This is a genomic window from Demequina sp. NBRC 110052, assembly GCF_002090075.1.
Classification (GTDB): domain Bacteria; phylum Actinomycetota; class Actinomycetes; order Actinomycetales; family Demequinaceae; genus Demequina.
Genome location: NZ_BBRI01000004.1, coordinates 242,565 through 268,386 on the forward strand (window position 1 = coordinate 242,565; position 25,822 = coordinate 268,386).

A 25,822-nucleotide genomic window follows, 5' to 3' on the forward strand; every position below is an offset into this window, starting at 1 on the left:
ATAGTCTGGGCGTCCATCGAAAGTTCGACCCCTCGAACTTGATGGTTCTTAGCGTCGTGATCGTCCCGTCCCCAACGGAAGGCATCCCCGTGGCCAGCACCGTGACCCAGCCGAGAAGCACGGCGCCCGCGCGCCAGCGCGGGCCCATCCGGCGGATCGTCACGCTCCTGGGGCCCGCGTTCGTCGCTGCCATCGCGTACGTGGACCCCGGCAACGTCGCGGCCAACCTGACCGCCGGCGCCGAGTACGGCTATCTGCTGGTGTGGGTGCTCGTCGCCTCGAACGCGATGGCCGTCTTCATCCAGTACACCTCGGCGAAGCTGGGGCTCGTCACGGGAAGCAGCCTTCCGGAGCTGCTCGGCACGCGGCTCGGCAAGCGGTCCCGCATTGCGTACTGGCTTCAGGCCGAGGTCGTGGCGGCCGCGACGGACATCGCCGAGGTGATCGGCGGCGCGATCGCGCTGAACCTGCTGTTCGACATCCCGCTCGTGCTCGGCGGGCTCATCGTCGGCCTGGTGTCCCTGGCCCTGCTGCGCGTGCAGTCGAGCCGCGGCCAACGCCCCTTCGAGTTCGTGATCATGGCGCTGCTCGCGATCATCGCGATCGGGTTCCTCGTGGGCCTGTTCTTCACGGACACGCAATGGGGCGAGGCGGCGGAGGGGCTCGTGCCGCGGTTCGACGGCGCGCCGACGGTGCTGCTCGCAGCCTCGATGCTGGGCGCGACTGTCATGCCGCACGTCATCTACCTTCACAGCTCGCTGTCGCGCGACCGCCACGGCTCGGGCCATGCCCACGGTCGGCTCAAGGAGCTGCTGCACGCCACCAAGTGGGACGTCGTGCTGAGCCTGATCATCGCGGGCTCGGTCAACATCGGCATGCTCATGCTCGCCGCGGGAGCGCTGCGGGGGGTGGCCGGCACGGACTCCATCGAGGGCGCGTACCTCGCGATCGAGGGCGCGCTGGGCCCGATCATCGCAGCCCTGTTCGCGGTGGGTCTGCTCGCGTCGGGCCTCGCCTCGACGTCGGTGGGCTGCTACGCGGGAGCGTCGATCATGAGCGGCCTGATCCACCGCCGCATCCCGCTGTTCGTGCGCCGCTCCATCACCCTCGTCCCCGCGCTGATCGTCCTCGCGAGCGGCGTCAGCCCCACCTGGGCGCTCGTGATCTCGCAGGTGGTGCTGAGCGTCGGCATCCCGTTCGCCCTGGTGCCGCTGGTCCGGCTGACCTCGGACGTGCAGCTGATGGGCGTGCACGTCTCGCGCGTCGGCGTCAAGGTCGCGGCGTGGGTCATCGTGGCACTCATCGTGGCGCTCAACGCCGTGCTGCTGGTCCTCACCTTCACCGGACAGGTCTAGCCCCATCAGCGCCCGCCCGACGCGCGGGCCGGGTGACGCTCGCACGCCGGCCCGGCCGGAGCGTCGGGCCTGCACAGGTGCGCCACTAGACTCGCAGCCATGACTCTGCCCGTGCGCCCGGACCTCGCGGGACTGCACCCCTACGGTGCGCCCCAGCTGAGCGTCGCGGCGCGCCTGAACGTCAACGAGAACCCGTACTCGCCGCCGCAAGGCGTGGTCGACGCGATCGCGGCCGCCGTGCACAAGGCCGCGGAGGGCCTCAACCGGTATCCGGACCGCGACTTCGTGGCACTGCGCGCGGACCTCGCGCACTATCTGGCCATCGAGTCGCACGTCGGGTTCCTGCAGGTCGAGAACATGTGGGCGGCAAACGGCTCGAACGAGGTCATGCTCCACCTGCACCAGGCCTTCGGGGGACCGGGTCGCAAAGTGCTGAGCTTCGCGCCCACGTACTCGATGTACCCGGAGTACGCGCGCGACACGATCACCGACTACGTGACGTTGCCGCGCCGCGACGACTTCACGCTCGACACCGACGCGGCGGTCGCCGCGATCGCCGAGATCCAGCCGGTCATGGTGATCGTCGCGAGCCCGAACAACCCCACGGGTACCGCGCTGCCGCTGAGCGACGTCGAGGCGCTGTGCCACGCCGCAGACCAGGTGCCTGGGGGCTGCCTCGTGGTGATCGATGAGGCGTATGCGGAGTTCAGGCGGCGCGGCGTGCCGAGCGCGCTTCAGTTGCTGCCCGAGCACGAGAACCTCGCAGTGAGCCGCACCATGTCCAAGGCGTTCGCGCTCGCGGGCGGGCGCCTGGGCTATCTCGCGGCGGCCCCTGCGGTCGTGGACGCGCTGCAGATCGTGCGCCTGCCGTATCACCTGAGCGCGGTCACGCAGGCGACGGCGCGAGCCGCGCTCGCGCATCACCGAGACCTGCAGGCGCAGGTTGATGAGATCCGCGCGGAGCGCGACGACACGGTGCGCTGGCTGCAGGAGCAGGGCTACACGGTCGCGGAGACGGACGCGAACTTCGCGCTGTTCGGCCCGTTCGAGGATCGTGAGAAGGTGTTCGAGGGTCTCCTGGAGCGCGGCGTGCTGATCCGCGTCACGGGCCCTGAAGGTTGGCTGCGGGTGTCGATCGGCACTCCGCAGGAGATGGCGCTGTTCCGCAGCGCGCTGCTGGAGGTCACGGCATGAGCGACACGGCCCGTACGGGACGCATCGAGCGAGCGACGAGCGAGTCGCAGGTGCTCGTCGAGCTGAACCTTGACGGTTCGGGGACGACGGACATCGACACGGGCGTGCCCTTCTACGACCACATGCTGACGGCGTTGGGCAAGCACTCGCTCATGGACCTCACGGTGAAGGCGACCGGCGACGTGCACATCGACTCGCACCACACGGTCGAGGACATCGCGATCTGCATCGGTGAGGCGCTCAAGCAGGCGCTCGGCACCAAGGCCGGCATCTCGCGGTTCGGCGATGCCATGGTGCCGTTGGACGAGGCGCTCGCGCAGTGCGTCGTGGACGTCTCAGGGCGCCCCTACTTCGTGCACACGGGCGAGCCCGTGGGGCAGGCGACCCACCTGATCGGCGGCAACTTCGCGGGATCGCTCACGGCGCACGCGCTCGAGTCGATCGCGCACCACGCGGGCATCTGCGTGCACATGCGCGTGCTCGCGGGTCGCGACCCGCACCACATCGTGGAGGCACAGTTCAAGGCGCTCGCGCGTGCGCTGCGTGCGGCCGTCGCCGAGGACCCGCGCATCGCGGGTGTGATTCCCTCGACCAAGGGCGCGCTGTAGTGGCGGGTGGCGAGAACGCGGGCCGTGCGGAGTTCGCTGCGGTCTTCACGCGCCTGAACGATCAGCGCGTGCTTGCGGCAGTGATGGCGTTGGGTGGCTGCAAGGGCCGCACGCTGCTCACCTCCGCCGGCGCGCTGGGCGTGCTGGACGACACGTCGCGCGCGGCCGTGGATCGCGCGGGCCAGGTGGTCTCGAACTTCGCCAAGAACGTCCCGATCGTCGTGATCGAGCGCACGGACGGGCAGCTTTCGGTGAGGCAGTGGGCGCAAGGGCACGCCGGCGAGTCGCTGCCCCCCGGCCTGTCGCTGAACGACGCACCCGGCGTGGTGCTGAGCCTGTCCTCGGGCGCGCAGTCGTTCGATGACGTCGCGCCCAGCCACGAGGACAAGATCGCCGACGCGCGCATGTCCAAGTGGAAGGCGTTCCGCACGTTGCGCAACCTCGCGAAGGAGACGCGGGGGCGTCTCGAGACCGGCTCGCAGCCGCCACTAGACTGACCCGGTGAGCACCCCCACCGTCTGCGTCTTCGACTACGGCTTCGGCAACGTCCGCTCCGCGACGCGCGCCCTCGAGCACGTGGGGGCTGAGGTGCATCTGACCGCGGACCGCGACGTCGCGATGCACGCCGACGGGCTCGTCGTCCCTGGTGTGGGCGCCTTCGCGGCCGTGATGGAGGGCCTCAAGGCCGCGCGCGGCGACCAGATCGTGGGACGCCGCCTCGCGGGCGGACGCCCGGTGCTGGGCATTTGCGTGGGCCAGCAGGTCATGTTCTCGCGCGGCGTGGAGCACGGCGTGGAGACCGAGGGCCTGGACCAGTGGCCCGGCACGGTCGAGCTGCTGCAGGCTCCCGTGGTGCCGAACATGGGCTGGGCCAGGGTCGAGGTGCCCGAGGGCTCGGTGCTGTTCGAGGGGATCGCGGACGAGCGCTTCTACTTCGTGCACAGCTACGGTGCGCGCGAGTTCCCGCTGGGCACCACGGAGGACACGGGACGCTTCGCCGCGCCGCTCGTCACGTGGTCCGAGGCGGGCACCGCGGAGCAGTCGGACCGCTTTGTCGCGGCCGTGGAGAACGGCCCGCTGAGCGCGACGCAGTTCCACCCTGAGAAGTCCGGCGAGGCCGGGCTCGCGCTGCTGCGCAACTGGGTGCGCTCGCTCTAGCCGACGCGGGCTGCGGCCCGTACCGTGAGGGCGGTACCGGAGAGGAGCGAGCGCATGCGGATCCCATCCAGGCGAACCGTCGTCAGCGGCGCCGTCGCGCTCGCATTCGTGGTGGGCGTGGGATGGACGGCGCTGCTCCAGCACCAGCGCGCCAGCGAGGCGCTTCAGGCATCCATCGAGGCCCTCGAGGAGCCCCGCCAGGCGTGTGAGGCCTCTTACTCATCCATGCTTGCGGAACTCCACCTAGCCGAGGACGCTGTGGCAGCCACCCCGCTGCCGGGAGAATCCGTCGAGGTCGAGTCCCTCGCGCTGACCGTGGACGCCGCCGCGAAAGCGGACGGCTGCGACATGGGTCCGGGCGACTCGGTCGACGCCAACGAGGAGTACGCCCGCTGGCTCCGCGGCTCCGCCGTAGACGCGCAGATGCTCGAGGACGCGCTCGCGGGCGGTCAGGAGGCACTCGCCGCCGCCGAGGCCGAGCAGCAGGCGGCCGACGCGCTCGCGGGGCACGTCGCCGACGCTCAGCGGGTCGCGGACGAGGCACGCACCGCGCTCGCGTCGACCGAGGGCGAGGTCGCCGACGACGCCGTGCGGGCGGCCCTCGCCACAGCGCTCGCCACGCTCGACGCGGCGCTCGCCGTCGAGCCGCCCGAGGACGCGGATGCCGCCTGGTACGTGAGCCAGTCCGACGCGCTGGCCGGGCTGGTCGACGAGGTGACCGCCGCGTCGGGCGCGGTGCAGGCCTCGCACGAGGAGTGGGTGGCCGCGCAGGCGAAGCCGGCCACGGCGTCGGGCACGACTGGATCGAGCGGCTCGGGCACGACGAGCGCGACCGTCACCAAGGGGTCGGCGGTGGAGTTCTGCGCCGCACTGAACGCGGCGCGCACGGGCAATGGCGTGGCGGCGTTCGGCTCGTGCGGCGAGTCGGGCGCCCAGGTGGCGCACGCGAAGGAGATGGCGACCGCGGGGACGGTCTGGCACACGGGCAACGAGAACATCGTGGGCTACGCGAGCTCCTACGACCGCCTCATCGCGGCCTTCATGGACTCGGCCGACCATCGCGAACTCATCCTCACGGGCGGCTCGCCCGCGCAGGTCGGGTGCTACTGGCGCGAGGGTTCGCCCGACTACCTGTACTGCTCCGCCGCGTTCACCTGGTGAGCGGAGCGAGACGCGTCGCACCGGTACGCTGGAGCGCAGTCCGGACCCCACGCGAGAAAGCGAATCCATGACCGATCAGCCCCGCCTCGAGCTCCTTCCCGCCGTCGACGTCGCCGACGGCCAGGCCGTCCGCCTCACGCAGGGCGAGGCGGGCTCGGAGACCAAGTATGGCGACCCCCTCGCGGCGGCGCTGGACTGGGTCAAGGGTGGCGCGGAATGGATCCACCTGGTGGACCTCGATGCGGCGTTCGGGCGCGGTTCCAACGCGGACCTGCTGGCGTCCGTCGTGAAGGCCGTGGACGTGAAGGTCGAGATGTCGGGCGGCATCCGTGACGACGAGTCGCTCGAGCGTGCGATGGGCACCGGCTGCGCCCGCGTGAACCTCGGCACTGCGGCTCTGGAGAACCCCGAGTGGACCGCGTCGGCGATCGACCGCTTCGGTGACCGCGTCGCGGTCGGCCTGGACGTGCGCGGCACGACGCTTGCCGCACGCGGCTGGACCAAGGACGGCGGCGACCTGTGGGAGGTGCTCGCGCGCCTCGACGCCGCTGGCTGCTCGCGCTACGTCGTCACCGACGTCAGGAAGGACGGCATGCTCACGGGCCCCAACCTGGAGCTGCTCGCGCAGGTGTGCGACGCCACTGACGCGCCGGTGGTCGCGTCGGGAGGCGTCAGCTCGCTCGCTGACATCGCTGCACTGCGCACGCTCACGCACCAGGGCGTCGAGGGCGCGATCGTCGGCAAGGCGCTGTACAACGGCAACTTCACGCTCCCGGAGGCCCTGGACATCGCGGGCCGTCCGTAACAGCCTGGTGGCATGCCCGACGCGGTTTCGGGCGGCCCCAACGTTCCGGGCCCGTCCAGCGTCGGGATTGGAGGGACGACTCCGGAACAAGGGGATGGCGATGAGGATGCGACGATCCGGGCTGGCACTGATGGCGGCCAGCGTGCTGGCACTGTCCGCGTGCAGCTCCGGCCCGTGGGACGTGGGCGTCGCAGATCCGGGTTCCACCGCCGCAGGGGAGCTGTCGGAGCACGGAGGCGAGCCGTGCCCCGCGGCGCTGCCGCACTCGAGCGACGAGCACGGACTCGGCATCACGTCGTCGGCGATTCGCACCCCCGCGCCGATGACCTTCGACGCCGCGTGGCTGTGCGAGTACGTGACGGACGACGGCACCCTCCAGGAGGACGGCAACGGCATGACGTTCGGGTGGGTGCGCCAGGGAGCGCCCGTGGAGTTCTCCCAGGCGGGACTCGACGCGCTCGCCGACGTGCTTGCCACGATCGCCCCGCCCGAGGACGCCGAGGGCATGGCCTGCACCTCGGATCTGGGCCCGCGCTACCTCGTCGTGACCGCGTCGGGCGAGGACCTCACGGGCATCGCGATCGACGACTTCGGCTGCCGGTGGGTGCGCCTCACCGAGGACCCCTACGTGACGGCGCCGGGGGAGAGTCAGGAGCTGCCCGCAGGCTTCTTGCTGGGCGAGTACGAGATCGTGAGCCAGATCCAGGCGGCGGCGAGAGCCTGACGCCTCCCCTGCGTCGCGCATGCGCCCCGCGCGGTCTGTGACGAGGTGCACGCGCGCGCTCGTAGGTCACGTCGGCGCCGCGCCGTAGGCTGGGCGCATGAGCGACGAGGACCCCCTCAAGGAGATCCCCGAGTCGATCTTCGCGGACGACGACGGCAGCGCCGACGCGCGCCTCGCACAGGCGCTCATCCGCCACAGCCGCGGCAAGGCACCGCTGGGCGAGGTCGTGGACGCGCTCGCGTACGCCCGCGTGCTGGTGCCGGTGCTCGCGGACGGCGAGCAGCGGGGCATCGGCAAGCACGGGCTCGAGCAGGATCACGTCGCGAGCACGGGCGTCGTGGCGGTGCAGATGCCCGACGGGCGTGCGGCCCTTCCGATCTTCACCGACGTGGACGCGATGAAGACGTGGAACGCCGACGCGCGCCCCATCCCTGCGGAGGGCCCGCGCGCCGCGCTCGCGGCGATCTCCGAGGAGTGGTCCGTGATGGTCCTCAACCCCGGCATGGAGACCACGGTCATCCCGCGGCCCGCGGTATGGGCGCTGGGACGCGGCGAGAGCTACCGGCCTGCCATCAACGACGGCGTGATCGACGAGGACGTGCTGCAGGCGGTGCGCGACGCGGTGACGTTGGACGAGCGGCTCAAGACCGTGGAGGTTGCGCCCGGTCGCCGCAGCGAGGTCGCGATCGTGCTCGGACTCATCCCCGGGCTCACGCAGCCCGAGGTGGACGACCTGCTGCGCCGCGTGCAGCGCGAGCTTGCACAGTCGGACGTGGTGGCCCAGCGGCTCGACAGCCTCGAGCTGCGCCTCGCACCCGCGTCCTGACCGGGCGCCACGCGCGAGGGAGTCAGCAGCTCACGTCTTGCCGAGCGCGCAGGGACTCGTCCGTGAGGAACGCCTGCAGCGTCTCGAGCGCGACGCCGTAGCTCTCCTCGCCGCCGCCGGAGTATCCGGCGTACAGCACGGAGACGACGAGGCCCGAGGAATCCACGACGGCGGAGCCGGAGCTGCCGGGCTCGCTGTAGACGCTCATCCGCATGACCTTGTCGTCGTAGTCGCCGAACAGCTCGTCGACGTAGCCCTGGAAGAAGCCGTCGCCGGTGAAAAGGCGGTCGCCGGCGGGGTAGCCGACGGTGGTGACGGGGTCGCGGGGCTGCGGGGCCGCGCCGGCGACGCCGAGCCAGGTGGGCAGCGACTCGGCGACCTCGAGCAGCGCGAGGTCGCCGTTGGTCGCGAGCCAGCTCGCCGTCACGGTGTAGTCGCGTCCGTCGAAGCTTGTGACCTCGATCTCAGCGCCGCCCTCGACGACGTGGCTGTTGGTGATGAGCTGGTGCTCGCCGATGGCCCACGCGGAGCCGTTGAAGAACGCGGTGCAGGACTGCATGCGCACGCGATACGCGGAGCGCTGCGCCTGCGTGAAGGCCTCGACGGTCTCGACGGGCGCGGCCGAGCTGACGGGTACCCACGCGTCGGGCAGGGGCGGGGGAGGAGTGGGGATCGCGCACCCTGCGAGGAGCGCGAGGGCCGCGGCGAGCAGACCGACGCGCGCGTCGCGTCTCATCCGCGTCCCGCCTGGTAGTCCTCCCACGCGCCGATCAGGTCGTCGCAGTACTCGTCCAGGTCGTCCTGGACGTTGCGCGCGTTCGAGTTGCTGTAGCTGTAGCCGTTGCGCAGCGCCTGCGTGAGCAGCGTGTCGTGTTCGTCGATGCACTGCACGAACGCGTCCGCGAGCCCTTCGAGGAAGTCCTGCGAGTCGTTCGCCTGCGCCTCCTCGTTCGCGAGGTCGCTGATGCGGGCGGTGACGTCCTCGAGCTCGACCTGCAGTGCGGCGATCTGCTCGGCCTGCTCCGCGGCGAGCCGCTGCTCCTCGCCGAGCGACGCCCCAAGCTCGGTCGCGGTGTCGCGCAGCGCCTCGTTCTGATCGGTCCAGCGTTCGTTGACGAACCACAGGTAGGTCGCGAGCGAAGCCATCGCGAGCAGCAGCACGACGGAGACGATGAGTCCCGCGAGGAGCCAGCGGTTCGCGCGGCGGGGCTCGGGCCCGTCCGACGCGGTCTCGGCTGGGGCCAGCGGCATGCCCGACGCGGGGGTCGACTGCGCAGCCTGCGCCGGGGTTTGCGGCGGGTACGAGGGCGGCGGGGTCGCTGCGGCGCCGAGAGCGGCTGCGGGCAGTGCGACGGTGGGCTGCGTGCCGGGGTCGGGCTCCCAGTGCTGCGGCGTGGGTCTCGGCGTGGGCGTGGGCGTGGGCTCGTCGCCGGGGGTGCTCACTCGTCGGTCTCGCAGTCGAGGGCTTCGGGGATCATGAGGGACGTCTCGCTCAGCAGGGTGCGCAGGGTGGATACGGGGATGATGAGGCTGTTGTTGGTGCCGTCGGGGATCTTCGCGTAGACCACGCCCACGACCTCGCCGGCCTCGTTGAGCGCGGGCGAGCCGGAGGAGCCCGAGACGACGGAGGCGGAGCTGACGTACACGGTGCCGACGGAGGCCTCGATCGGGTCCGAGGTGGTGCCGAGGATGACTCCATCGACGCTGGTGAGCTGGCCGCCGCCGGGGTAGCCGAGCACGGTGATGGCGTCGCCGATCTCGGGGTCCTCCTGCGCGAGGATCGCGTACGAGGTGCCGATGGGGTCCTCGGTGCGCACGATCGCGATGTCGGCGACGGACGTCGAGGACACGGTGGTCGCGGTGTACTTCACGCCGTTGTAGGTGGAGACCTCGATGCTGCGCGAGTCGGAGATGACGTGCTGGTTGGTGATGAGCGTGTTCTCGTCGAGCGCGAAGCCGGTGCCGGTGGCGATGAAGCCGCAGCCGATGTTGCGCACGCGCACAGTCATGCGCTGCGCGGAGTTGAAGCCGTCGGGGGAGAGCGCCGCAGGCACGTCGCCAGGGGACACGCTCGCGGCGGGGACCCACGTGGTGGCGAGAGGTCCGGGCGCGTCGGGCAGGGCGGCGCATCCTGCGAGGGTGAGCGCCGCCGCGGAGAGCGCGGCGAGCGCCGGGAGGCGGCGGCTCATGTCACTCGCTCAGCTGCGCCTGCAGCGCGGCGTTGGAGTCCTGCGCTGCCTTGCACAGCTCGTTGACCGAGTTCTCGTAGTCGAGCAGTTCCTGCGGCTCGTAGTCCTCGGCGTTCTTGACGTACTCGACGAGCTGCTTCTGGCCGTCCACGCAGCGCCCCAGTGCGTTCGCGACGGAGGAGGCGCTGCCCACGTAGCCCGAGAGCAGGTCGATCTGCTGGGCCATGTAGGCGCGGTCGTCGTCGAAGTTCGCGGTCTGGTCGGCGAGCTCGGAGATGCGCGTCTTGGCGGTGTCGAGCTGCTGCGTGAGCAGCGTGATGCGGTCGGTCTGCTGCGTGATCGTCGTGTTGGCGTCGGCGATCTCCTGGCCGAGCTCGTAGTTGGCGGCGTCGATCTCGTTGGAGCGCTGCTCCCACTCCTCGGTGATGCCGACCATCTGGTACACCAGCACCGCCATGACGGTCGTGGCGATGGCGAGCACGGTGACGGCGACAATCCACCACGTGCGCTCGCGCGGCATGCGGCGCAGGGCTGCGAGCAGTCCCGCGTCGTCGTGGCGACGCGAAGGCGCGTAGGGGGAGCCGTCGGGGTCGTGATCGGGAGTCTCCGCCGCGTCGGGCGTGGGGGCCTGCGAGGTCTCCACCGCGTCGAAGTCGTCTGCCGTCTCGGGTGCGAGGCCGCCGTCGTCGGCGTCGAGGGTCTCGGTCGCGGTGTCGCCGGGGAGGGCAGGCGCGGAAGCCGAGTCGCGCTTCGCGCGCGCTCGGCTGCGATCCGACCTGCTGGTCCCCATCTAGCTGACTGCTCCCGTGTACTTCTCCCCGGGCCCCTCCCCGGGTGCGTCAGGGACGACTGACGCCTCCCTGAAGGCCAACTGTACGCTCCGCAGGCCGTCCCTCAGCGCCCGCGCGTGCGTGTCGCCGAGTTCGGGAGCGGAGGCTGTCACGAGGCCCGCGAGGGCGGTGATGAGAGTGCGCGCCTCGTCCAGGTCCTGGTGCTCCTCGCCCTCCTCGGCGAGGCCGCAGCGCAGGGCCGCGGCGCTGAGCAGATGCACGGCTACAGTGGAGACCAGCTCGACCGCAGAGACCTCGGCGAGCTCGCGCACCTGGTCCTCCGACTCGGACCAGGTCCGACGCTGGGGGGCCTGTCGCTCGGCTCCGGGCATTTCCGTGCTCATAGTGCTATCCTTGTCTCTCGACCGGTCGTGGGATCCTCCTGCGACGCGCAAGTGGAGTCCGCCTCCCACCCTCGGGCCACATGATGGGCCAGGGTTCTGGTCCCGCCGCAGTGCGTGCCCCCATGGTACGTGCCGGTGGTTCCTCGGTGGCCTCTGCTCGTGTTCGGGCAGGGGCCTTTTCCTTTGCCCGGGGTCGCTTGAGCAAGGTCAACGAGGAGGAGCACCATCAACGAGCCCCGCATCAACGAGCGCATCCGCGTCCCGAAGGTCCGTCTTGTCGGTCCCCAGGGCGAGCAGGTCGGCATCGTCCGAGTCGAGGATGCGCTGCGTCTGGCGCAGGAGGCCGATCTCGACCTGGTCGAGGTTGCCCCCAACTCGCAGCCGCCGGTCGCCAAGCTCATGGACTACGGAAAGTTCAAGTACGAGGCGGCGGTGAAGGCGCGCGAGGCGCGTCGCAACCAGGCGAACACCGAGATCAAGGAGATGCGTTTCCGTCTCAAGATCGATGAGCACGACTACGAGACCAAGAAGGGTCACGTCGTCCGCTTCCTCAAGGGAGGCGACAAGGTCAAGATCACGATCATGTTCCGCGGACGCGAGCAGTCCCGCCCCGAGATGGGTCGGCGCCTGCTGCTGAAGCTGGCAGAAGAGGTCCAGGAGTTCGCCGTCGTCGAGAACATGCCGAGCCAAGAGGGACGCAACATGTCCCTGGTGCTCGGCCCGCTGAAGAAGAAGGCGGAGGCTCGCGACGAGCAGCGCAAGGAGCGCGAGGCGCGCAAGGCGGCACAGGACGCCGAGCGCACCGAGCGCGAGGCGGCCAAGTCGTCCACGAAGGCCGAGGCGTCCGACGCCGCGGCTGCAGACGAGGACTGACCCGCCCACCGAGGACGCGAGTCCTCGCCACAGGCTTCCGGGCCCAGGCCCGGTGAAACTGTGCCGTGCGTACGCACGGCCTGACGTGAAGAAGGAGGCCATCGTGCCGAAGAACAAGACCCACTCGGGTGCCAAGAAGCGCTTCAAGCTCACCGGCACCGGCAAGGTGAAGCACGCCTCGGCGATGAACGTGCACAAGTTCGAGGAGAAGCACTCCTCGCGCAAGCGCCGCGTGGCCATCGACGGCATCCTGTCGGACGCCGACTCGAAGAAGATCAAGAAGCTGCTGGGCAAGTAAGCCCCCGCGAGACACAAGGAGTAAGAAATGGCACGCGTCAAGCGGGCGGTCAACGCCCAGAAGAAGCGCCGCAGCACCCTCGAGCGCGCCGCGGGCTACCGCGGTCAGCGCTCGCGCCTGTACCGCAAGGCCAAGGAGCAGGTCACCCACTCCATGGTCTACAGCTACCGGGACCGTCGCGCTCGTAAGGGCGAGTTCCGCAAGCTGTGGATCCAGCGCATCAACGCTGCGGCCCGTGCGAACGGCATGACGTACAACCGCCTCATCCAGGGCCTCAAGGCCGCAGAGATCGAGGTCGACCGTCGCATGCTCGCCGAGCTCGCGGTGAACGACGAGGCCGCATTCGCGCAGCTCGTCGAGGTGGCGAAGAAGGCCCTGCCGGCCGACGTCAACGCGCCTGCCGCGTAACTCCACCCGCATGACAGGACGCCCCGCCGGGCCCCGCCTTCGCGAGACGCTCTCGAACCCGAGAGCCGATCGTGTGAAGCGCGTGAGGGCCTTGGCGGGGCGTTCTGCGCGTGAGCGCTCCGGACTGCTGCTCGTCGAGGGTCCGCAGTCCGTGCGCGAGGCGGTGCGCTTCGCGCCCGAGCGCATCCGCGACATCTACGTGACGGACGGCGCGCGCGTCGCGCATCCGGAGATCGTGGACGAGGCCCTCGAGGCAGGGCTGTATGTGCATCCCGTCACCGACGAGGTCGCCGCCGCGCTGAGCGGAGACGCGCAGGGAGTGACGGCGGTGCTGACGCGTGATCCCGACGCGGGGCTCGAGTCGCTCCCCGCCGCGCCTTCGCAGGTGCTGGTGCTGAGCAACGTGCGCGACCCCGGCAACGCGGGCGCGGCGATCCGCGTGGCCGACGCGGCGGGGGCCGACGCCGTGGTCCTCGCAGGCGACTGCGTGGACGTGGACAGCCCCAAGGTGATCCGTTCGACCGCAGGCTCGCTGTTCCATCTGCCTGTGCTGCGCGGCGGCCCGCTCGGCGATGTGGTCGACGCGCTGCGGAAACGCGGCGTCGCGGTGCTTGCCGCGGACGTGAGCGGTCAACGCGAGCTGGGGCAAGCGACGTCGTCGCTCGTGGCTGAGTCGCACGCGTGGGTGATGGGCAATGAGGCTTGGGGGCTGTCGGCGGAGGAGCTCGCTCTCGTGGACGAGGCAGTGCGGATCCCCATCCGGGGGCGCGCGGAGAGCCTGAACCTGGCGACCGCCACCGCGGTGTGCCTGTACGCACGGGTGCTCGGCTGACGGGCCGCGCACTGAGGAATGCGGCACACTCGCTATCGCCATACTCGTCGCGCTGTCTAGCCTGGTCCCATGCCCTTCCGTCGACTCCTCCGCCCCGGCGCCCGCCACTGGAGCGGCGCGACGGTCATGGTGCTGCTGGGGCTGGGGCTGCTGGTCTCCCAGATGCTCGTCGCGTTCTGGATTCTGAGTACCACGCGTTCGGGCGCGGCCGAGGCCGTCGAGGACGTGCTTGGGTACGTGGCCGACGTCTCCGCTGACCGTGTGGGCCGCTACGTGGGTGATGCTTCCTCGACCACGGAGGAGCTCGCCGCGTGGATCGAGTCGGACTCTCCCGGGTTCGAGATGATCGCCGATCGCGTGCTGGAGGAGGTGCGCGTCAACCAGCAGGTGCGCGCCGTCGCGGTCGTGCACCCCGATGGTGGCTTCGTGATTGCAACGCGGCCCGAGGAGGAAAGCGACTATGCGTTCCGCCTGACGATGGGTTCTCCTGAGGACGTGGCGGCGGGCGTGGCAACCACGCGCGAGTACAACGACGGCGGGCGCTCCCGCTCCACGGTGCAGGCACCGCTGGGACTCGACCCTCGCATGCTGGACTTCTATGCAGTCGCGCTCGACAACGAGGCGCTGACGTGGACCGAACCAGCGCTGCGTCCCGTGACGCAGCGCCCGGGTACGTGGTCCACCGTCGCAGTGCGAAACGACGCGGGCGAGCCGGTCGCCGTGGTCGCGTCGGACTTCCTGCTCGGCTCGCTCTCGGTCGAGCTGAACGAGCTTCCGCTGGGCGCGGACGGCGAGGCATTCGTGCTGTACGAGGACCGTACGGTGATCGCCGCGCCTCCGGCCTCGATGGAGCGGGTCACGCAGAGCCTGCTCGCGGGCGGTGTCAGGCTCTCGGGGAATGAGCTGGGGATCGAGACCACCGCGCCAGCGACGCCCGCGAGCAGCGCGGACGTGTTCGGCGCCATGGATGGCCTCGTGGTGGTCGAACGAGGACTCGGCGAGTACGGCGTCGACTGGGTGCTCCACATCCGTGCGAGCGGGGAAGGGCTGTCGCCTGGCGTGGCGCAGTTGGAGTCCACGCTCGTGTGGGCCACTGCGGCGATGGTGTTGGCGATCGGCGTGGCCGGCGCGGTGCTGCTGCGTTCGTGGAGGCCGCTCGGCGAACTGTCGCGCGCGGCGCGCAAGGACAGCCTCACAGGGCTTCTGAACCGCAGGCACTTCCACGCGGTCGCGCCCGGCATGATCGCGGCGCTCGCGCGTGAGGACCTGTGGGTGTGCACGGTCGCGCTGGACCTGGACAACTTCAAGTCCCTCAATGACACGCGCGGCCACGGGGCAGGCGATGAGGCCCTTGAGCTGGTCGGCAACGCGCTGCGGGATCACACGCGCAGGCCGGATCTGGTGGTGCGATGGGGCGGCGACGAGTTCATCGCGCTGCTCGCGCTCGAGTCGGAGGGTCGCGCGGACGCGCTCGCGGAGCGGCTGCGCTCGCGCGTGGAGGCCGAGCTCCTCGAGGAGTTCGGCTCCGAGTTCCAGTTGGGTGTGACCGCGGGGTATGCGGTGAGCCGCGCGGCGGACGCCGAGGTGGATGACCTCGTCAGGCGGGCCGACCGCGCGCTCGTTCACGGCAAGCGCAGCGAGAAGTCGCGCGTGCACGCCGCCGGGATCTGACGGCCGCGTCGGGACTGGAGCGGGTCGCGCGAGGCGATTGCCCCCATGATGAGTGCCCCACATTGTGGGGCATCGGCATGCGTGTCGCTGGTAACCTCGGGCGAGATACCCCAGGAGGCTTGCATGGAGAACACCGTCGCGCTCGACATCGCGGGCGCACGCGGCACCGTCGAGGTGGAGGGTGTGCTCGGTGTGCTCGTGAAGGTGCTCGTGAACGGCACGCCCGTGAAGGCGCGCAAAGGCGTGTTCACTGTGCCTCGACGCAAGGGCGCGGACGCCCAGGTGCGTGTGCGCGGGCTGCTGCCGGGCTTCCAGAAGGTCATGGTGGACGGCGAGACGGTGCTCGATCTGGGTGCCCACGTGCCGACGGCGGCGCGCCTCACGATGTTCGCGCCCCTGCTGCTGGTGTTCGCGGCGGGGCTGGGCCCGTTCCTCGGCACGATCGGACTCGTGTTGGCGCTCGTGCTGTTTTTCATGTCGATCATGGTGGTCAAGAACCCGGACATGCCCGTGGGGCTGCGGATCGCGCTGCCGCTCGTCAATACCCTGGCCGCCGCCGTCGTGATCCTCGTGTTCGCGGGAGTGCTCGGGTAGTGACATGATCCGCGTGCGTGGTCGGTTGAGGGACCCCTTCGCATGGGTGATCTTCGTGGCGTTCCTTGCGCTCGGAGTGATTGCGACGTCGTCGGTCGTGGTGGGGGTGCGCGTCTCGAACGAGGCGCGCGACATCACCGCGGGCGCTGTCGAAGTGCTGGCGGACTCGGCCGCGGCGCAGCTGTCTGAGGCGTCGCAGCCGGCGGACGTGCTGATCGCCGCGCTCGAGTCGGGCATCGCCGCCGACCCGACGCTCGTGGACGAGGAGAACATCGTCGCCACTCTCGCGACGGCACTCGTCGCGTTCGCGGAGGTCGGCTCGATCCAGGTGCAGAACGCGAATGGCGACATGGCGAGCATGCAGCGCATGGCCGACGGATACGTGATGTACGGCGCGTACGCCAACGGCGGCGGGCGAGTCATGACGTTCGACCCGACGTTCACGACGCACACCGCCGAGGGCGACGTGGCAGAAGGGCTTGCCGAGACTCTGGACCCTGTGGCGCCGGGGGAGCGTGTCGTGGGGGATCCGCTTCCGATCGGCAGCGAGGGCGCGCTCGCGCTTCCCGTGCGCGTGACGGTGTACGACGGCATCGGCGAGCTGGTCGCGAACCTCATGGTCGCGATCGACGTTTCGGTGTTCGAGCCGGTCCTCGCGAACACGACTGCGGCGGACGTGGGTCCGGTGGGCCTGTACTCGCAGGCGGGCACGCTGCTCGCGGGCGTGGACGTCGTGGTGCCGGACGGGATCGTGTGGGTCGAGTCGGGCTCGGGCTCGCTGATCGTCGATGGCGACTGGGTGTACTACGTGAGGCCGCTGAGCCTCGCTGCGGGGCTCGAGTGGACCCTGGTGCTGCGCACGAACGTCGACGATGTGGTGCCACAGGCAGCCTCGGTATCGAACACCATGCTGGCGTACACGGTGATCGTGCTCGCGCTGTTCGCGTTGTTCGCGGCGGTCGCGTGGGTGCTGCGGCGTCCCGTCGGCGACGTCTCCCTCAGGGCCAGATCCGACGCGGTCACGGGCCTGTCCAACCGTCACCACTTCGAGCTGCGCGGACGTGATGTGCTGCGGGCGGCGCAGCGTCGCGGATCGCACGCGGTGGTCGCGGTGTTCGACCTCGACGGTTTCAAGGCCGTCAACGACGCGGTGGGCCACATGGTGGGCGATCAGGCGCTGCGTGCCGCGGCCGACGCGCTGGCCGACGCGGCGGGTGCCCGCGACGTGGTGGCGCGCTTCGGTGGCGACGAGTTCGCGTTCGTGCACTGGCTCAGCGTTGAGGAGCTGCCGGGCGACGCCGTGGAGCGCCTGCGTGCGGCTGCGGAGCGCGGCCTGCGGTCCATCGTCTCGGATGACATCCCCGTGGGCGTCAGCGCGGGTTGGGCCGACACGTCGCAGGGCCAGTACCGTCTCGACGCGCTCGTGCGCGCGGCCGACGCGGCGATGGTCCACGGCCGCCGCGACGCCAAGGGCGCCGCATACGAAGGCGACGCCGCCGTCCCGGTGGACTGACGCGTCGGGCGTGTGGGTAGTCTTGGCCCCATGAGCACGCAGACGAGCACCCCCACCGGACGTGCCGCCGTGCCCGCGCCCACGCGCCTCTTTATCTAGCCCGGCGAGAACCGCCGGGCAGTTCCCACGCGAGCGTGGCCGCCCCCAGGGCCCCCGCGCGCGCCGGTAGACTTCCGCACGGACATCCCCTCGAGGAAAGCAGCCATGACCGACCTTTCACCGCTCGACGCCGCTGGCGTCCAGGCGGCCGTCGACGAGGCGCTGAGCGCCTTCTCCGCCGCCACCACTCTCGATGAGTTGAAGGAGGCGCGGCTCGCCCACACGGGCGACAAGGCGCCGCTGACGCTCGCCAACCGCGCCATCAAGGACGTGGAGCCCGCCGACAAGGCCGCCGCGGGCAAGGCCATGGGTGCCGCCCGCGCCGCGATCGGTCGTGCGCTCGCGGCCCGCACGGAGGAGCTCGAGGCGGAGCGCGACGCGCGCGTGCTGATCGAGGAGACCGTGGATGTCACGCTGCCGGTGACGCGCGGACTCACCGGTGCGCGCCACCCGCTGGAGACCATGCAGGAGACCATGTGCGACACGTTCGTCGGCATGGGCTGGGAGGTTGCCGAGGGGCCGGAGATGGAGGCGGAGTGGTTCAACTTCGACGCCCTGAACTTCGACCCGGATCACCCGGCACGCGAGATGCAGGACACGTTCTTCATCGACCCGGTCGAATCGGGCCTGCTGCTGCGCACCCACACCTCGCCGGTGCAGGTGCGTGCCGCGCTGGAGCGTCGCGAGGCGCTCGTCAAGGAGGGCCGCGGCATCTACGTCGTGTGCCCCGGCAAGACGTTCCGCACGGATGAGCTCGACGCGACCCACACCCCGGTCTTCCACCAGATCGAGGGCCTGGCCGTGGACAAGGGCCTCACGATGGCGCACCTCAAGGGCACGCTCGACGCATTCGCGCGGTCGCTGTTCGGGCCCGACGCGGTGACGCGCCTGCGCCCGTCGTTCTTCCCCTTCACGGAGCCGAGCGCGGAGATGGACCTGCGCTGCTTCGTGTGCGGCGGCGCCGACGCGCTGTGCCGCACGTGCTCCGGCACGGGCTGGATCGAGTGGGGCGGCTGCGGCATGACCCACCCGAACGTGCTCATCGCGGCGGGCATCGACCCGTTCGAGTACACCGCGTTCGCGTTCGGCATGGGCATCGAGCGGACGCTCATGTTCCGCCACGGCGTGAAGGACATGCGTGACATGGTCGAGGGGGACGTGCGCTTCTCCCAGCAGTTCGGGATGGAGATTTGACGTGCCCAAGATTCCGCTGAAGTGGCTCGAAGAGTCCGTCGACCTGGTGCCCGGCTCGTCCGCTGAGGACGTCGCCTCCGCACTTGTGAAGGTGGGGCTTGAGGAGGAGGGCATCGAGGGCGGCTCCGTCACTGGACCGCTCGTGATCGGGCGGGTCATTTCGCTGGTCAAGGAAGCCCAGTCCAACGGCAAGACCATCAACTACTGCCGCGTGGATGTCGGGGAGCACAATGACCCGGCTGGCCCCGGTCACAAGCCTGACAACAAGGACGAGTACCCCGCGTCGCGCGGCATCGTGTGCGGCGCGCACAACTTCGTCGAGGGCGACTTCGTCGTGGTCGTGCTGCCGGGCGCCGTGCTGCCCGGACCGTTCCCCATTGGCGGCCGCAAGACGTATGGCCACTGGTCGGACGGCATGATCTGCTCCGCCAAGGAGCTGGGCCTGGGCGAGGACCACGCGGGCATCATCGTGCTCAAGTCGCCCTCGGGGGAGTCCGACGTGTTCGCCGGCGCCTCCGTCGCCGACGAGGACCTGGTGCCTGGCGCCGACGCGATCCCGCTGCTGGGGCTCGACGAGAAGACCATCGAGATCAACGTCACGCCTGACCGCGGCTACTCGTTCTCGGTGCGCGGCGTCGCCCGCGAGTACTCGCACTCGACCGGTCAGGTGCTGCGTGACCCGGCGGCGGTGCCGCTGACGGGCAAGCGCGGCTCTGGCTTCGAGGTCGACATCGACGACCAGGCGCCCATCCGCGGCAATGTGGGCTGCGACCGCTTCGCGGCACGTGTGCTGCGCCGCTTCGACCCGACGGCGCCCAGCCCCGCGTGGATGAAGCGACGCCTGGACCAGGCGGGCATGCGCCCCATCTCGCTGGCCGTGGACGTCACCAACTACGTGATGCTCGAGCTCGGACAGCCCCTGCACGCCTACGACCTTGCGACGCTGCACGAGCCCATCCAGGTGCGCCGCGCCAAGCCGGGCGAGAAGATGACCACACTCGACGACGTGGAGCGTGAGCTGTCCGTCGAGGACCTGCTCATCACGGACTCGCCGAACGGCGAGCGTGGGTCGCGGGCCATCGGCCTCGCCGGCGTCATGGGTGGTCTCGACACGGAGATCTCGGAGACCACCACGGACATCCTGCTGGAGGCCGCGCACTTCACCCCCGTGACGATCGCGCGCACCGCCCGACGCCACAAGCTGGGTTCCGAGGCGTCGCGCCGCTTTGAGCGTGGCGTGGACACGGCGCTGCCGCCGTTCGCGATCGAGCGTGCGCTCGGGCTCATGCAGGAGTTCGGCGGGGGAGAGATCGAGGAGATCTACACCGACGTCAACGACGTGGATCCGGTGGAGCCGATCCTCATGGATCCCGACTTCCCGTCGCGCATCGTCGGCGTGGACTACGCGCCCGAGGCCGTCATCGAGTCGCTGGAGCGCGTGGGCTGCAAGGTCACGGTGCTGGACGGTGGGCGCCTGTCCGTCGTGCCGCCCACGTGGCGCCCCGACCTCGAGGTGCAGGTGAACCTGGTCGAGGAGGTCGCGCGCCTCGAGGGCTACGACACGCTGCCCTCGGTGCTGCCCGTCGCGCCTCCCGGGCGCGGCTACACGCACTCGCAGAAGGTGCGCCGCTCCGTGGCGCGCACGCTGGCGGAGGCTGGTCTGACCGAGGTGCTCACGTACCCGTTCATGTCCGAGCAGCGCCTGGACGAGATGCTCGTGCCCGAGGACGACATCCGCCGTCAGCACGCCGTGCGCCTGGCCAACCCGCTGTCAGCGGACAAGCCGCTCATGCGTACCGGCATGACCGCCACGCTCATCGACGCCGTGAAGACCAACTTGGGCCGTGGCGCTCAGGACGTGGCGGTGTACGAGATCGGTCGCGCCTACCGTGCCGACCACATCGGTCAGGTGCCCACCTCGTTCTCGGGCACCGCCATCACGCCCGACGACGTGGAGCGCCTCAACGAGGCACTGCCGGGTCAGCCTCGGCGTGCGGCGGGCATGATGGTCGGCAACCGAGTCCCGGCATCGTGGAACCACGCCGCCGAGCCGTTCGACTGGACCGACGCCATCGCGATGGTGCAGAAGATCGCCGCCGTCTGCGGTGTGCAGCTCGATGTCTCGAGCCGTCCATTCGAGGGTCTGTCGCTGATGCCGATGCACCCGGGCCGCGCCGCCATGTTCCGTCTGCTCGACGGCACCCCCGTGGGCTATGCCGGAGAGATCCACCCGAAGGTCGCCGAGAACCTTGGCCTGCCGCCGCGTTCCGTGGGCTTCGAGGTCATCCTTGACCCGATGATCGAGGCGTCAGAGGGCCGCATCGCGCCCGCGACGCCGGTGTCTCAGCAGGTGCTCGCCAAGGAGGACTTCGCGTTCGTCGTGGCGTCTGATGTGGCTGCTGGGGACCTGGTGGCTGCCGTGCGTGAGGCCGGTGGCGAGCTCGTCGAGGATGCCCACGTGTTCGATGTCTACACGGGCGAGCAGATCGGCGAGGGCAAGAAGTCGCTGGCCATCAACGTCGTCATGCGTGGAGCTGACCGGACGCTCTCGGCCGAGGAGGTGCTCGCCGTGCGCGAGTCCATCATCGCGGCGGCGGGGGAGAAGTTCGGGGCTGTGCTGAGGTAGTGAACGTCGGCGGGTTCGACATGCATGTGTCCCGACACTTGACTAGAGGACTGTACTGAAGCCTGCGCAGCGACCGAGGCACGCCGCGCATTCAAACCGCCCACCTTCACGACCGCTGCGGTTGCTGACGTCGACGGTCATGGCGGTCACTCGTGCGTCTGGAAACCGGGGGTAGCGAACGATTGCCGCGTGATCGAGGCGTGGCGTGCCGAAGACTGTCCTAGTCTGCGCGAGCACCACTTGCCCTTCCCGGTGATCACACGGGACTGGTGAGCAAACGTTGCATGTCTCGTCGCGCCGATTGATGGTGTGAGGTGCGTCAGTCCCAGAGATGTGATCGCACATAGCTGCATTCTTGCCGCACGCGCTACAGAGCCTGCTGGTCTGAATTCCCGCCGACAGGCCGACGCGCCAGTGGGCTAGCCGGGTCGCACAGTTCGTCCAGTACTCCCCGTCCTCGTATGTCAGACGGCATCCCACAAGAGCACGACGCAGTGCACCAGTTCTATGTATCCACGCATGGCACGCGTCGGCAAGTGAGGTCCGTTCGAGGTGGTTGAGCGCGGACACAGCCGCGCGTTCACTCTCCTGAACTAGCGTGGCCAGTCGCGCGTACTCAGGGGGGTCAAGCGTTCGGATCGATTCGCTGAAGTCCGATAACGCCCCCACATTTGTTCCTCGACAAGCCGTCAACGCTGACCATGGCGAACCCGGTGAGCAGATGGACGGGTCCTCTCTCCAAAGGTGTCCCCTGATTGCGAGGTCTCGTGTGGCATCGGAGTAGAGGCGACTTGCCGCATTCAGCGCCGTGGTGCCGTGCGCCCATAAGTATGCGTCTCGAAACGGGCCCGGCGCAGGTGGGATCTCGCCGTACTCAAGTACTAGCCCTCGAAATTGCATTCTCTACTCGAGGCCACTTAGCACGCGCTCGAGGGCCGCCAGCACGTCGGCTTGCTCGCCCGACACCTCGAGGCCCTCGACGGTGCCGTCAGGGGAGACCTTAGCAACCTTGACGGAGAGCATCGGTTGTTTGGCAACTCGCGATCCCCACCCGAGATGTCGGAGATACTCGATCACCACAAATCGCAGGGCTGCAATCGCCTCTGCGCTGGCGAACTGGGAGACGACTACCGCCAGAGCGAGATAGTCGACTCCCTCACCGTATTCCGTGAGAAACTGCGGGTCGTCGGTCCCCGCGAACGCAACATCCAACTGCTGAGCTCTCGCCCGCTTCGGAATCTCCAGCAGGGAGTCGTCGAAAGTGGGCTTCCCATCCCGGGCCGTGATCGGCAGGATCTCGACGCGACCGCTCGCCGGAGGCAAGACATCTACTCCCCAGAACTCAGGCTTCCAGCTCGAAATCTTGGTTCCCATGTCCCCACCTTGTATGTCTCGTTAGGTATGAAGCAAGTGCATCTGAAGAATTCTGGCGTTGGGCGCTCCTTAGTGGGGTACTGTCGCCCTAGTTGGTTTGGCGCTAGGGGGTGTTGCGTTGCCATCCATCGGGCTCGAAGAGAGTGTTCTGAGAAGTTTTGCGACGCACACATGCGATCAGGTCGCGCAACTCGCTACGCGGCCCCGAGGAGCGCCTCGGCACGCCCCGCTGATGCCCGTAGACGACCTCATTCGGCGCGTTGCCGTTGACCGCCTGGAACTGTCTGCCACCCACCTTTCCGCTGCCGACCACTTGCTGCGTGAGTCACGATTCCGGATGTGCGTTGGGAGGTTCTACTACGCCATGTACCACGTAGCACGTGCTGCGGCGTTCGTGGCCTTTCGCGGCGATGACTACGAACGCCATGCGGTGTTGCCGCAGAATCTACCGTCCGATTTGCGCGACGTTGACGCATTGAGCCAAGACCTTCAGTTCGCGCGCTTGCTACGAAATGACGCGGACTATGACCCCTACCCGGCGAGTGATCAAGTCTGGGAGGCAGACGCGAGAGGCTTGAGCGCTACTGCGTCATCGTTCTGTGCTGTTGTAGAGCAGTTTGTGCGATCCGAGTTGGAAAGTGGGATCTAGTGCGCGAAGGAATTAGCGACGCCATCGCTGAGCGTTTGACCGACGTCGGCGTGATTGCTACGGAGGTCTCGGAGCGACTCTTCCCAGACGAGTATTGGGTCGTCGTTCATGTAGACCCTTCCAGACTGGCTGTAGCCCAAGCCCAAGTCGCTCAACTCGAAGCAGCCGTGCGCCGCGCCGGCGCAGTGGAGTCCGACGTTGTAGTGGTGATTCGTCCGAACCGAGCCGCTGACCCCACGCTAGTGCGCGGGGAGGTTCAAGGGCGTCTGTACAACGCCGAGATTGACCAGTTGATCCAGCTTCTCGAGGCTCGATCAAGGACTTCAGATGCGCTGCCAAGTCTGCGTTACGTCGAGGACCCTCGCGCTAGCCTGAGCACGGTAGCTGCCTCTCGACACCAGTTCATCTACGGACGCCGCGGGGTTGGAAAGACAGCCTTGCTCTTGGAGGCGAAGCGGCTTGCAGAGCAGTCTGGAAGCGTCGCTGTGTGGTTCAACGCGCAGGTCTTTCGCAGGAGTTCTCCGGAAAGCGCCTTCTTGACAATTGTTGAGCAACTGTGCAGCGACCTTCTGGGGACATTTGCCAACTCCACCAGTGATCTCCCAGTCGCGCTACAAAGTATCCGGGAACTCATTAGGGAGAGTCGATCAGCAGCGGCACCAAGTGCTGTCGGCGTCGGTGAGTTGCTACCGAAGATCAATACAGCCCTAAGGGGTACACTTCGCGGCGACCTTGTTAGGTTGTATCTCTACCTGGACGACTTCTATCTCTTTGACGTCGAGGCACAGCCCTTGCTGCTCGACTACCTGCATTCGGCGCTCCGCGACTGCAACGGATGGATCAAGGTGGCGAGCATTGAGAGGCTCACCCGCTCCTACGACGCGGGTAGCCGTCTTGGGCTGGAGATTCCGCACGATGCAACCACCGTCAATCTCGACGTGACGCTCGAGGATCCGCAGGAAGCCCAGAGGTTCCTCGAACGGGTGCTGGCCGACTACACGGTTGCAGCTGGTATCCCGTCTCCGCGCCGCATCGCCAAGCCGGAAGCGCTTGCAAGGTTGGTGCTCGCTTCGGGAGGCGTTCCGCGCGACTACCTTAATCTGCTGGCCTCGTCGATTGTCGTGGCGAGGAAAGCACGAAACCTCGCTCGCGAAGTCGGCAAGGAAGATGTCGCACAAGCCGCCGGGCAGGCCGCGCGCACGAAGCGGAATGACTTGGAGCAGGACGTCGGCGACGAGAACGCGGCGGGACTGCTCCGCAATCTTGATGCGCTGTCGTCTCAGGTGCAGGCGAGAGGGTTCACCTACTTCCTCGTTCGCGTAGACGTCCCTGTCGGCGGTGCGTACTCGCATCTCGAGAGACTCGTCGATCTGCGGTTCTGTCACCTGGTTCTTCAGTCGCTCTCTGATCAGCATCGGCCGGGGGTCAGGTACGAGGCGTACATGCTGGACCTGAGCGAGTTCGCTGATTTCCGGCTGAAGCGTGGCCTGAACGTGCTTGACCTTCAGGAGGGCCGCTGGACATGGAAGCTGACCGGCACAAAGGGAAGCGTCGAGCCCCTCGCCGGCACGAAGTTCAGGGATCGGCTTCGGCGCGGCCCCGTAGTCGACGCTGTGGGCTCCGACTTGACTCTCGCTGGCGAGGCCTAAGCCCCTGCAGCGGGTGCGGCTGGGAAATCATCGACGGGTGACTATGAGACAAGAGCGCACGCTAAGTGGCGCGCGGTGCGGTCTGCTGTGCGAGTCTGCGAGACTTGTGGTGGCGGGCGGACCTGAGTGAATCCCCCGAGCCCTTGTTGCCCGGCTCAGAGCCACCGCCCGTGCCCGGTTCGACGTGTGAGCTCCCACAGGCCAAGTGGAGCCGGAGACCATCTGGGCCCCTCCGCGGCCCACAGAGAGCGCGACGGAGCCCGCGCCGAGCCCAGAACCCGTGGACGCCGACGCCGTTTCAGACTCCGTGTGGTGGCCTTGTGCGCTTGCACTTCCGATCGCCGTGGCCGCTTGGGCGAGCGTGGCCTCGAAGTGATAAGCGTGGGACCGCAGCCTCGGACGCGCGCGCACCGAGATGGCATGGCTCGTCGAAGCGCTCGTGCAGGAGGGGTTGTTCACGACAACAGTCGCCGGGACTCCGGAGCTATCGCAGGTGGGCCGGCCGCGTGTGCTGCGCGCGGACATCCGACTCTGTGAGCTCAACGGTGAGGCGCCCACCGATGCCTGCAACGCGCCGGGGCATGTGGACTACACGTACTGTGGGCACTCGCGGTATGCCTCGACAACCACGTCTCGATGCAGGCGAGCACGGGTGCCGATGTTCGTCGTGCAAGCCGGGCCACGCTCGATGCCGCTCGCGGCGGGCTGCAGACGATCTGGAGAGCAGCGGCGAAGTAGTTGTCGACGCTATAACTCGGACCGCGTGACGGTGACCCAACTGGTTGCGCTGGCGAGCCGAATCCGAAGGTGATGCAGAACCTGGTCAAAGGGCCAGGCGGGGTGGGCTT

The 25,822-nt window shown here is 68.9% G+C and carries 26 protein-coding genes; 20 read left to right on the plus strand and 6 right to left on the minus strand.

Annotation, left to right across the window (positions count from 1 at the left end):
* Window positions 1-89 precede the first annotated feature (89 nt).
* The 9 genes from B7K21_RS11985 (at window position 90) to B7K21_RS12025 (ending at window position 7,831) form a co-directional block, all read left to right on the plus strand.
* Entirely contained in the window at window positions 90-1,355 is a 1,266-nt protein-coding gene (locus B7K21_RS11985; RefSeq protein ID WP_234989306.1) for an Nramp family divalent metal transporter, read from the plus strand.
* 99 nt (window positions 1,356-1,454) lie between these two features.
* On the plus strand, window positions 1,455-2,549 hold the full coding sequence (locus B7K21_RS11990) for a histidinol-phosphate transaminase (protein WP_084075911.1): 1,095 nt from the start codon (window positions 1,455-1,457) through the stop codon (window positions 2,547-2,549).
* On the plus strand, window positions 2,546-3,157 hold the full coding sequence (gene hisB, locus B7K21_RS11995) for an imidazoleglycerol-phosphate dehydratase HisB (protein ID WP_084075914.1): 612 nt from the start codon (window positions 2,546-2,548) through the stop codon (window positions 3,155-3,157). The genes B7K21_RS11990 and hisB overlap by 4 nt, the downstream gene beginning before the upstream one ends.
* On the plus strand, window positions 3,157-3,654 hold the full coding sequence (locus B7K21_RS12000; RefSeq protein WP_084075917.1) for a hypothetical protein: 498 nt from the start codon (window positions 3,157-3,159) through the stop codon (window positions 3,652-3,654). The genes hisB and B7K21_RS12000 overlap by 1 nt, the downstream gene beginning before the upstream one ends.
* Window positions 3,655-3,658: 4 nt before the next feature.
* The gene (gene hisH, locus B7K21_RS12005) at window positions 3,659-4,315 is read left to right on the plus strand and encodes an imidazole glycerol phosphate synthase subunit HisH (RefSeq protein ID WP_084075919.1); all 657 of its coding nucleotides are present in this window, start codon (window positions 3,659-3,661) and stop codon (window positions 4,313-4,315) included.
* 54 nt (window positions 4,316-4,369) lie between these two features.
* Window positions 4,370-5,476 carry a hypothetical protein gene (locus B7K21_RS12010; protein ID WP_084075922.1) on the plus strand — a complete coding sequence of 369 codons (1,107 nt, stop codon included), beginning with the start codon at window positions 4,370-4,372 and terminating at the stop codon, window positions 5,474-5,476.
* Window positions 5,477-5,543: 67 nt separating this feature from the next.
* A complete protein-coding gene (gene priA / locus B7K21_RS12015; RefSeq protein WP_084075925.1) occupies window positions 5,544-6,281 on the plus strand; it encodes a bifunctional 1-(5-phosphoribosyl)-5-((5-phosphoribosylamino)methylideneamino)imidazole-4-carboxamide isomerase/phosphoribosylanthranilate isomerase PriA in 738 nt (245 codons plus the stop codon).
* Between the two features lie 100 nt (window positions 6,282-6,381).
* Entirely contained in the window at window positions 6,382-7,005 is a 624-nt protein-coding gene (locus B7K21_RS12020; protein ID WP_144016214.1) for a hypothetical protein, read from the plus strand.
* A 97-nt stretch (window positions 7,006-7,102) separates the two neighbouring features.
* Complete coding sequence (locus B7K21_RS12025) at window positions 7,103-7,831, plus strand: SseB family protein (RefSeq protein WP_084075930.1); 729 nt, start codon at window positions 7,103-7,105, stop codon at window positions 7,829-7,831.
* Between the two features lie 22 nt (window positions 7,832-7,853).
* Here B7K21_RS12025 and B7K21_RS12030 read toward each other — a convergent pair whose 3' ends face one another.
* Genes B7K21_RS12030 through B7K21_RS12050 form a run of 5 tightly spaced genes read right to left on the minus strand, consistent with a single transcriptional unit; the run spans window position 7,854 to window position 11,182 of the window.
* Window positions 7,854-8,567: a serine protease gene (locus tag B7K21_RS12030; RefSeq protein WP_084075933.1), complete on the minus strand. Its 714-nt coding sequence runs from the start codon at window positions 8,565-8,567 to the stop codon at window positions 7,854-7,856.
* Complete coding sequence (locus B7K21_RS12035; RefSeq protein ID WP_084075936.1) at window positions 8,564-9,274, minus strand: hypothetical protein; 711 nt, start codon at window positions 9,272-9,274, stop codon at window positions 8,564-8,566. The genes B7K21_RS12030 and B7K21_RS12035 overlap by 4 nt, the downstream gene beginning before the upstream one ends.
* Window positions 9,271-10,020, minus strand: coding sequence for a serine protease (locus tag B7K21_RS12040; protein ID WP_084075939.1), 750 nt, complete (start codon window positions 10,018-10,020; stop codon window positions 9,271-9,273). The genes B7K21_RS12035 and B7K21_RS12040 overlap by 4 nt, the downstream gene beginning before the upstream one ends.
* 1 nt (window position 10,021) lies before the next feature.
* A complete protein-coding gene (locus B7K21_RS12045) occupies window positions 10,022-10,810 on the minus strand; it encodes a hypothetical protein (RefSeq protein ID WP_084075942.1) in 789 nt (262 codons plus the stop codon).
* Complete coding sequence (locus tag B7K21_RS12050; RefSeq protein ID WP_084076159.1) at window positions 10,811-11,182, minus strand: DUF1844 domain-containing protein; 372 nt, start codon at window positions 11,180-11,182, stop codon at window positions 10,811-10,813. It abuts the gene before it with no gap.
* A gap of 264 nt (window positions 11,183-11,446) precedes the next feature.
* Here B7K21_RS12050 and infC point away from each other — a divergent pair, with 264 nt between their 5' ends.
* The 9 genes from infC (at window position 11,447) to pheT (ending at window position 21,302) form a co-directional block, all read left to right on the plus strand.
* Window positions 11,447-12,067 carry a translation initiation factor IF-3 gene (infC, locus tag B7K21_RS12055; RefSeq protein ID WP_234989312.1) on the plus strand — a complete coding sequence of 207 codons (621 nt, stop codon included), beginning with the start codon at window positions 11,447-11,449 and terminating at the stop codon, window positions 12,065-12,067.
* Window positions 12,068-12,170: 103 nt separating this feature from the next.
* Window positions 12,171-12,365: a 50S ribosomal protein L35 gene (rpmI, locus tag B7K21_RS12060; RefSeq protein ID WP_084076161.1), complete on the plus strand. Its 195-nt coding sequence runs from the start codon at window positions 12,171-12,173 to the stop codon at window positions 12,363-12,365.
* A gap of 27 nt (window positions 12,366-12,392) precedes the next feature.
* Entirely contained in the window at window positions 12,393-12,773 is a 381-nt protein-coding gene (gene rplT / locus B7K21_RS12065) for a 50S ribosomal protein L20 (RefSeq protein ID WP_084075948.1), read from the plus strand.
* 82 nt (window positions 12,774-12,855) lie between these two features.
* Entirely contained in the window at window positions 12,856-13,605 is a 750-nt protein-coding gene (locus B7K21_RS12070) for an RNA methyltransferase (protein ID WP_307155827.1), read from the plus strand.
* 69 nt (window positions 13,606-13,674) lie between these two features.
* The gene (locus tag B7K21_RS12075; protein WP_144016215.1) at window positions 13,675-15,276 is read left to right on the plus strand and encodes a diguanylate cyclase; all 1,602 of its coding nucleotides are present in this window, start codon (window positions 13,675-13,677) and stop codon (window positions 15,274-15,276) included.
* Window positions 15,277-15,399: 123 nt separating this feature from the next.
* Window positions 15,400-15,870 carry a hypothetical protein gene (locus tag B7K21_RS12080; RefSeq protein WP_084075956.1) on the plus strand — a complete coding sequence of 157 codons (471 nt, stop codon included), beginning with the start codon at window positions 15,400-15,402 and terminating at the stop codon, window positions 15,868-15,870.
* A 4-nt stretch (window positions 15,871-15,874) separates the two neighbouring features.
* Window positions 15,875-17,383, plus strand: coding sequence for a diguanylate cyclase (locus B7K21_RS12085; RefSeq protein WP_084075959.1), 1,509 nt, complete (start codon window positions 15,875-15,877; stop codon window positions 17,381-17,383).
* Between the two features lie 204 nt (window positions 17,384-17,587).
* Window positions 17,588-18,676, plus strand: coding sequence for a phenylalanine--tRNA ligase subunit alpha (gene pheS, locus B7K21_RS12090; protein ID WP_084075962.1), 1,089 nt, complete (start codon window positions 17,588-17,590; stop codon window positions 18,674-18,676).
* Between the two features lies 1 nt (window position 18,677).
* A complete protein-coding gene (pheT, locus tag B7K21_RS12095; RefSeq protein ID WP_084075965.1) occupies window positions 18,678-21,302 on the plus strand; it encodes a phenylalanine--tRNA ligase subunit beta in 2,625 nt (874 codons plus the stop codon).
* Between the two features lie 903 nt (window positions 21,303-22,205).
* On the opposite strand, the gene B7K21_RS12100 is transcribed toward pheT, so the two are convergent.
* Complete coding sequence (locus B7K21_RS12100) at window positions 22,206-22,676, minus strand: hypothetical protein (RefSeq protein WP_084075968.1); 471 nt, start codon at window positions 22,674-22,676, stop codon at window positions 22,206-22,208.
* A 232-nt stretch (window positions 22,677-22,908) separates the two neighbouring features.
* Here B7K21_RS12100 and B7K21_RS12935 point away from each other — a divergent pair, with 232 nt between their 5' ends.
* Together B7K21_RS12935 and B7K21_RS12110 are read left to right on the plus strand one after the other, a co-directional pair.
* On the plus strand, window positions 22,909-23,325 hold the full coding sequence (locus B7K21_RS12935) for a HEPN domain-containing protein (protein WP_084075971.1): 417 nt from the start codon (window positions 22,909-22,911) through the stop codon (window positions 23,323-23,325).
* Window positions 23,325-24,974 carry an ATP-binding protein gene (locus tag B7K21_RS12110; RefSeq protein WP_159448528.1) on the plus strand — a complete coding sequence of 550 codons (1,650 nt, stop codon included), beginning with the start codon at window positions 23,325-23,327 and terminating at the stop codon, window positions 24,972-24,974. The genes B7K21_RS12935 and B7K21_RS12110 overlap by 1 nt, the downstream gene beginning before the upstream one ends.
* Window positions 24,975-25,822: the final 848 nt, after the last annotated feature.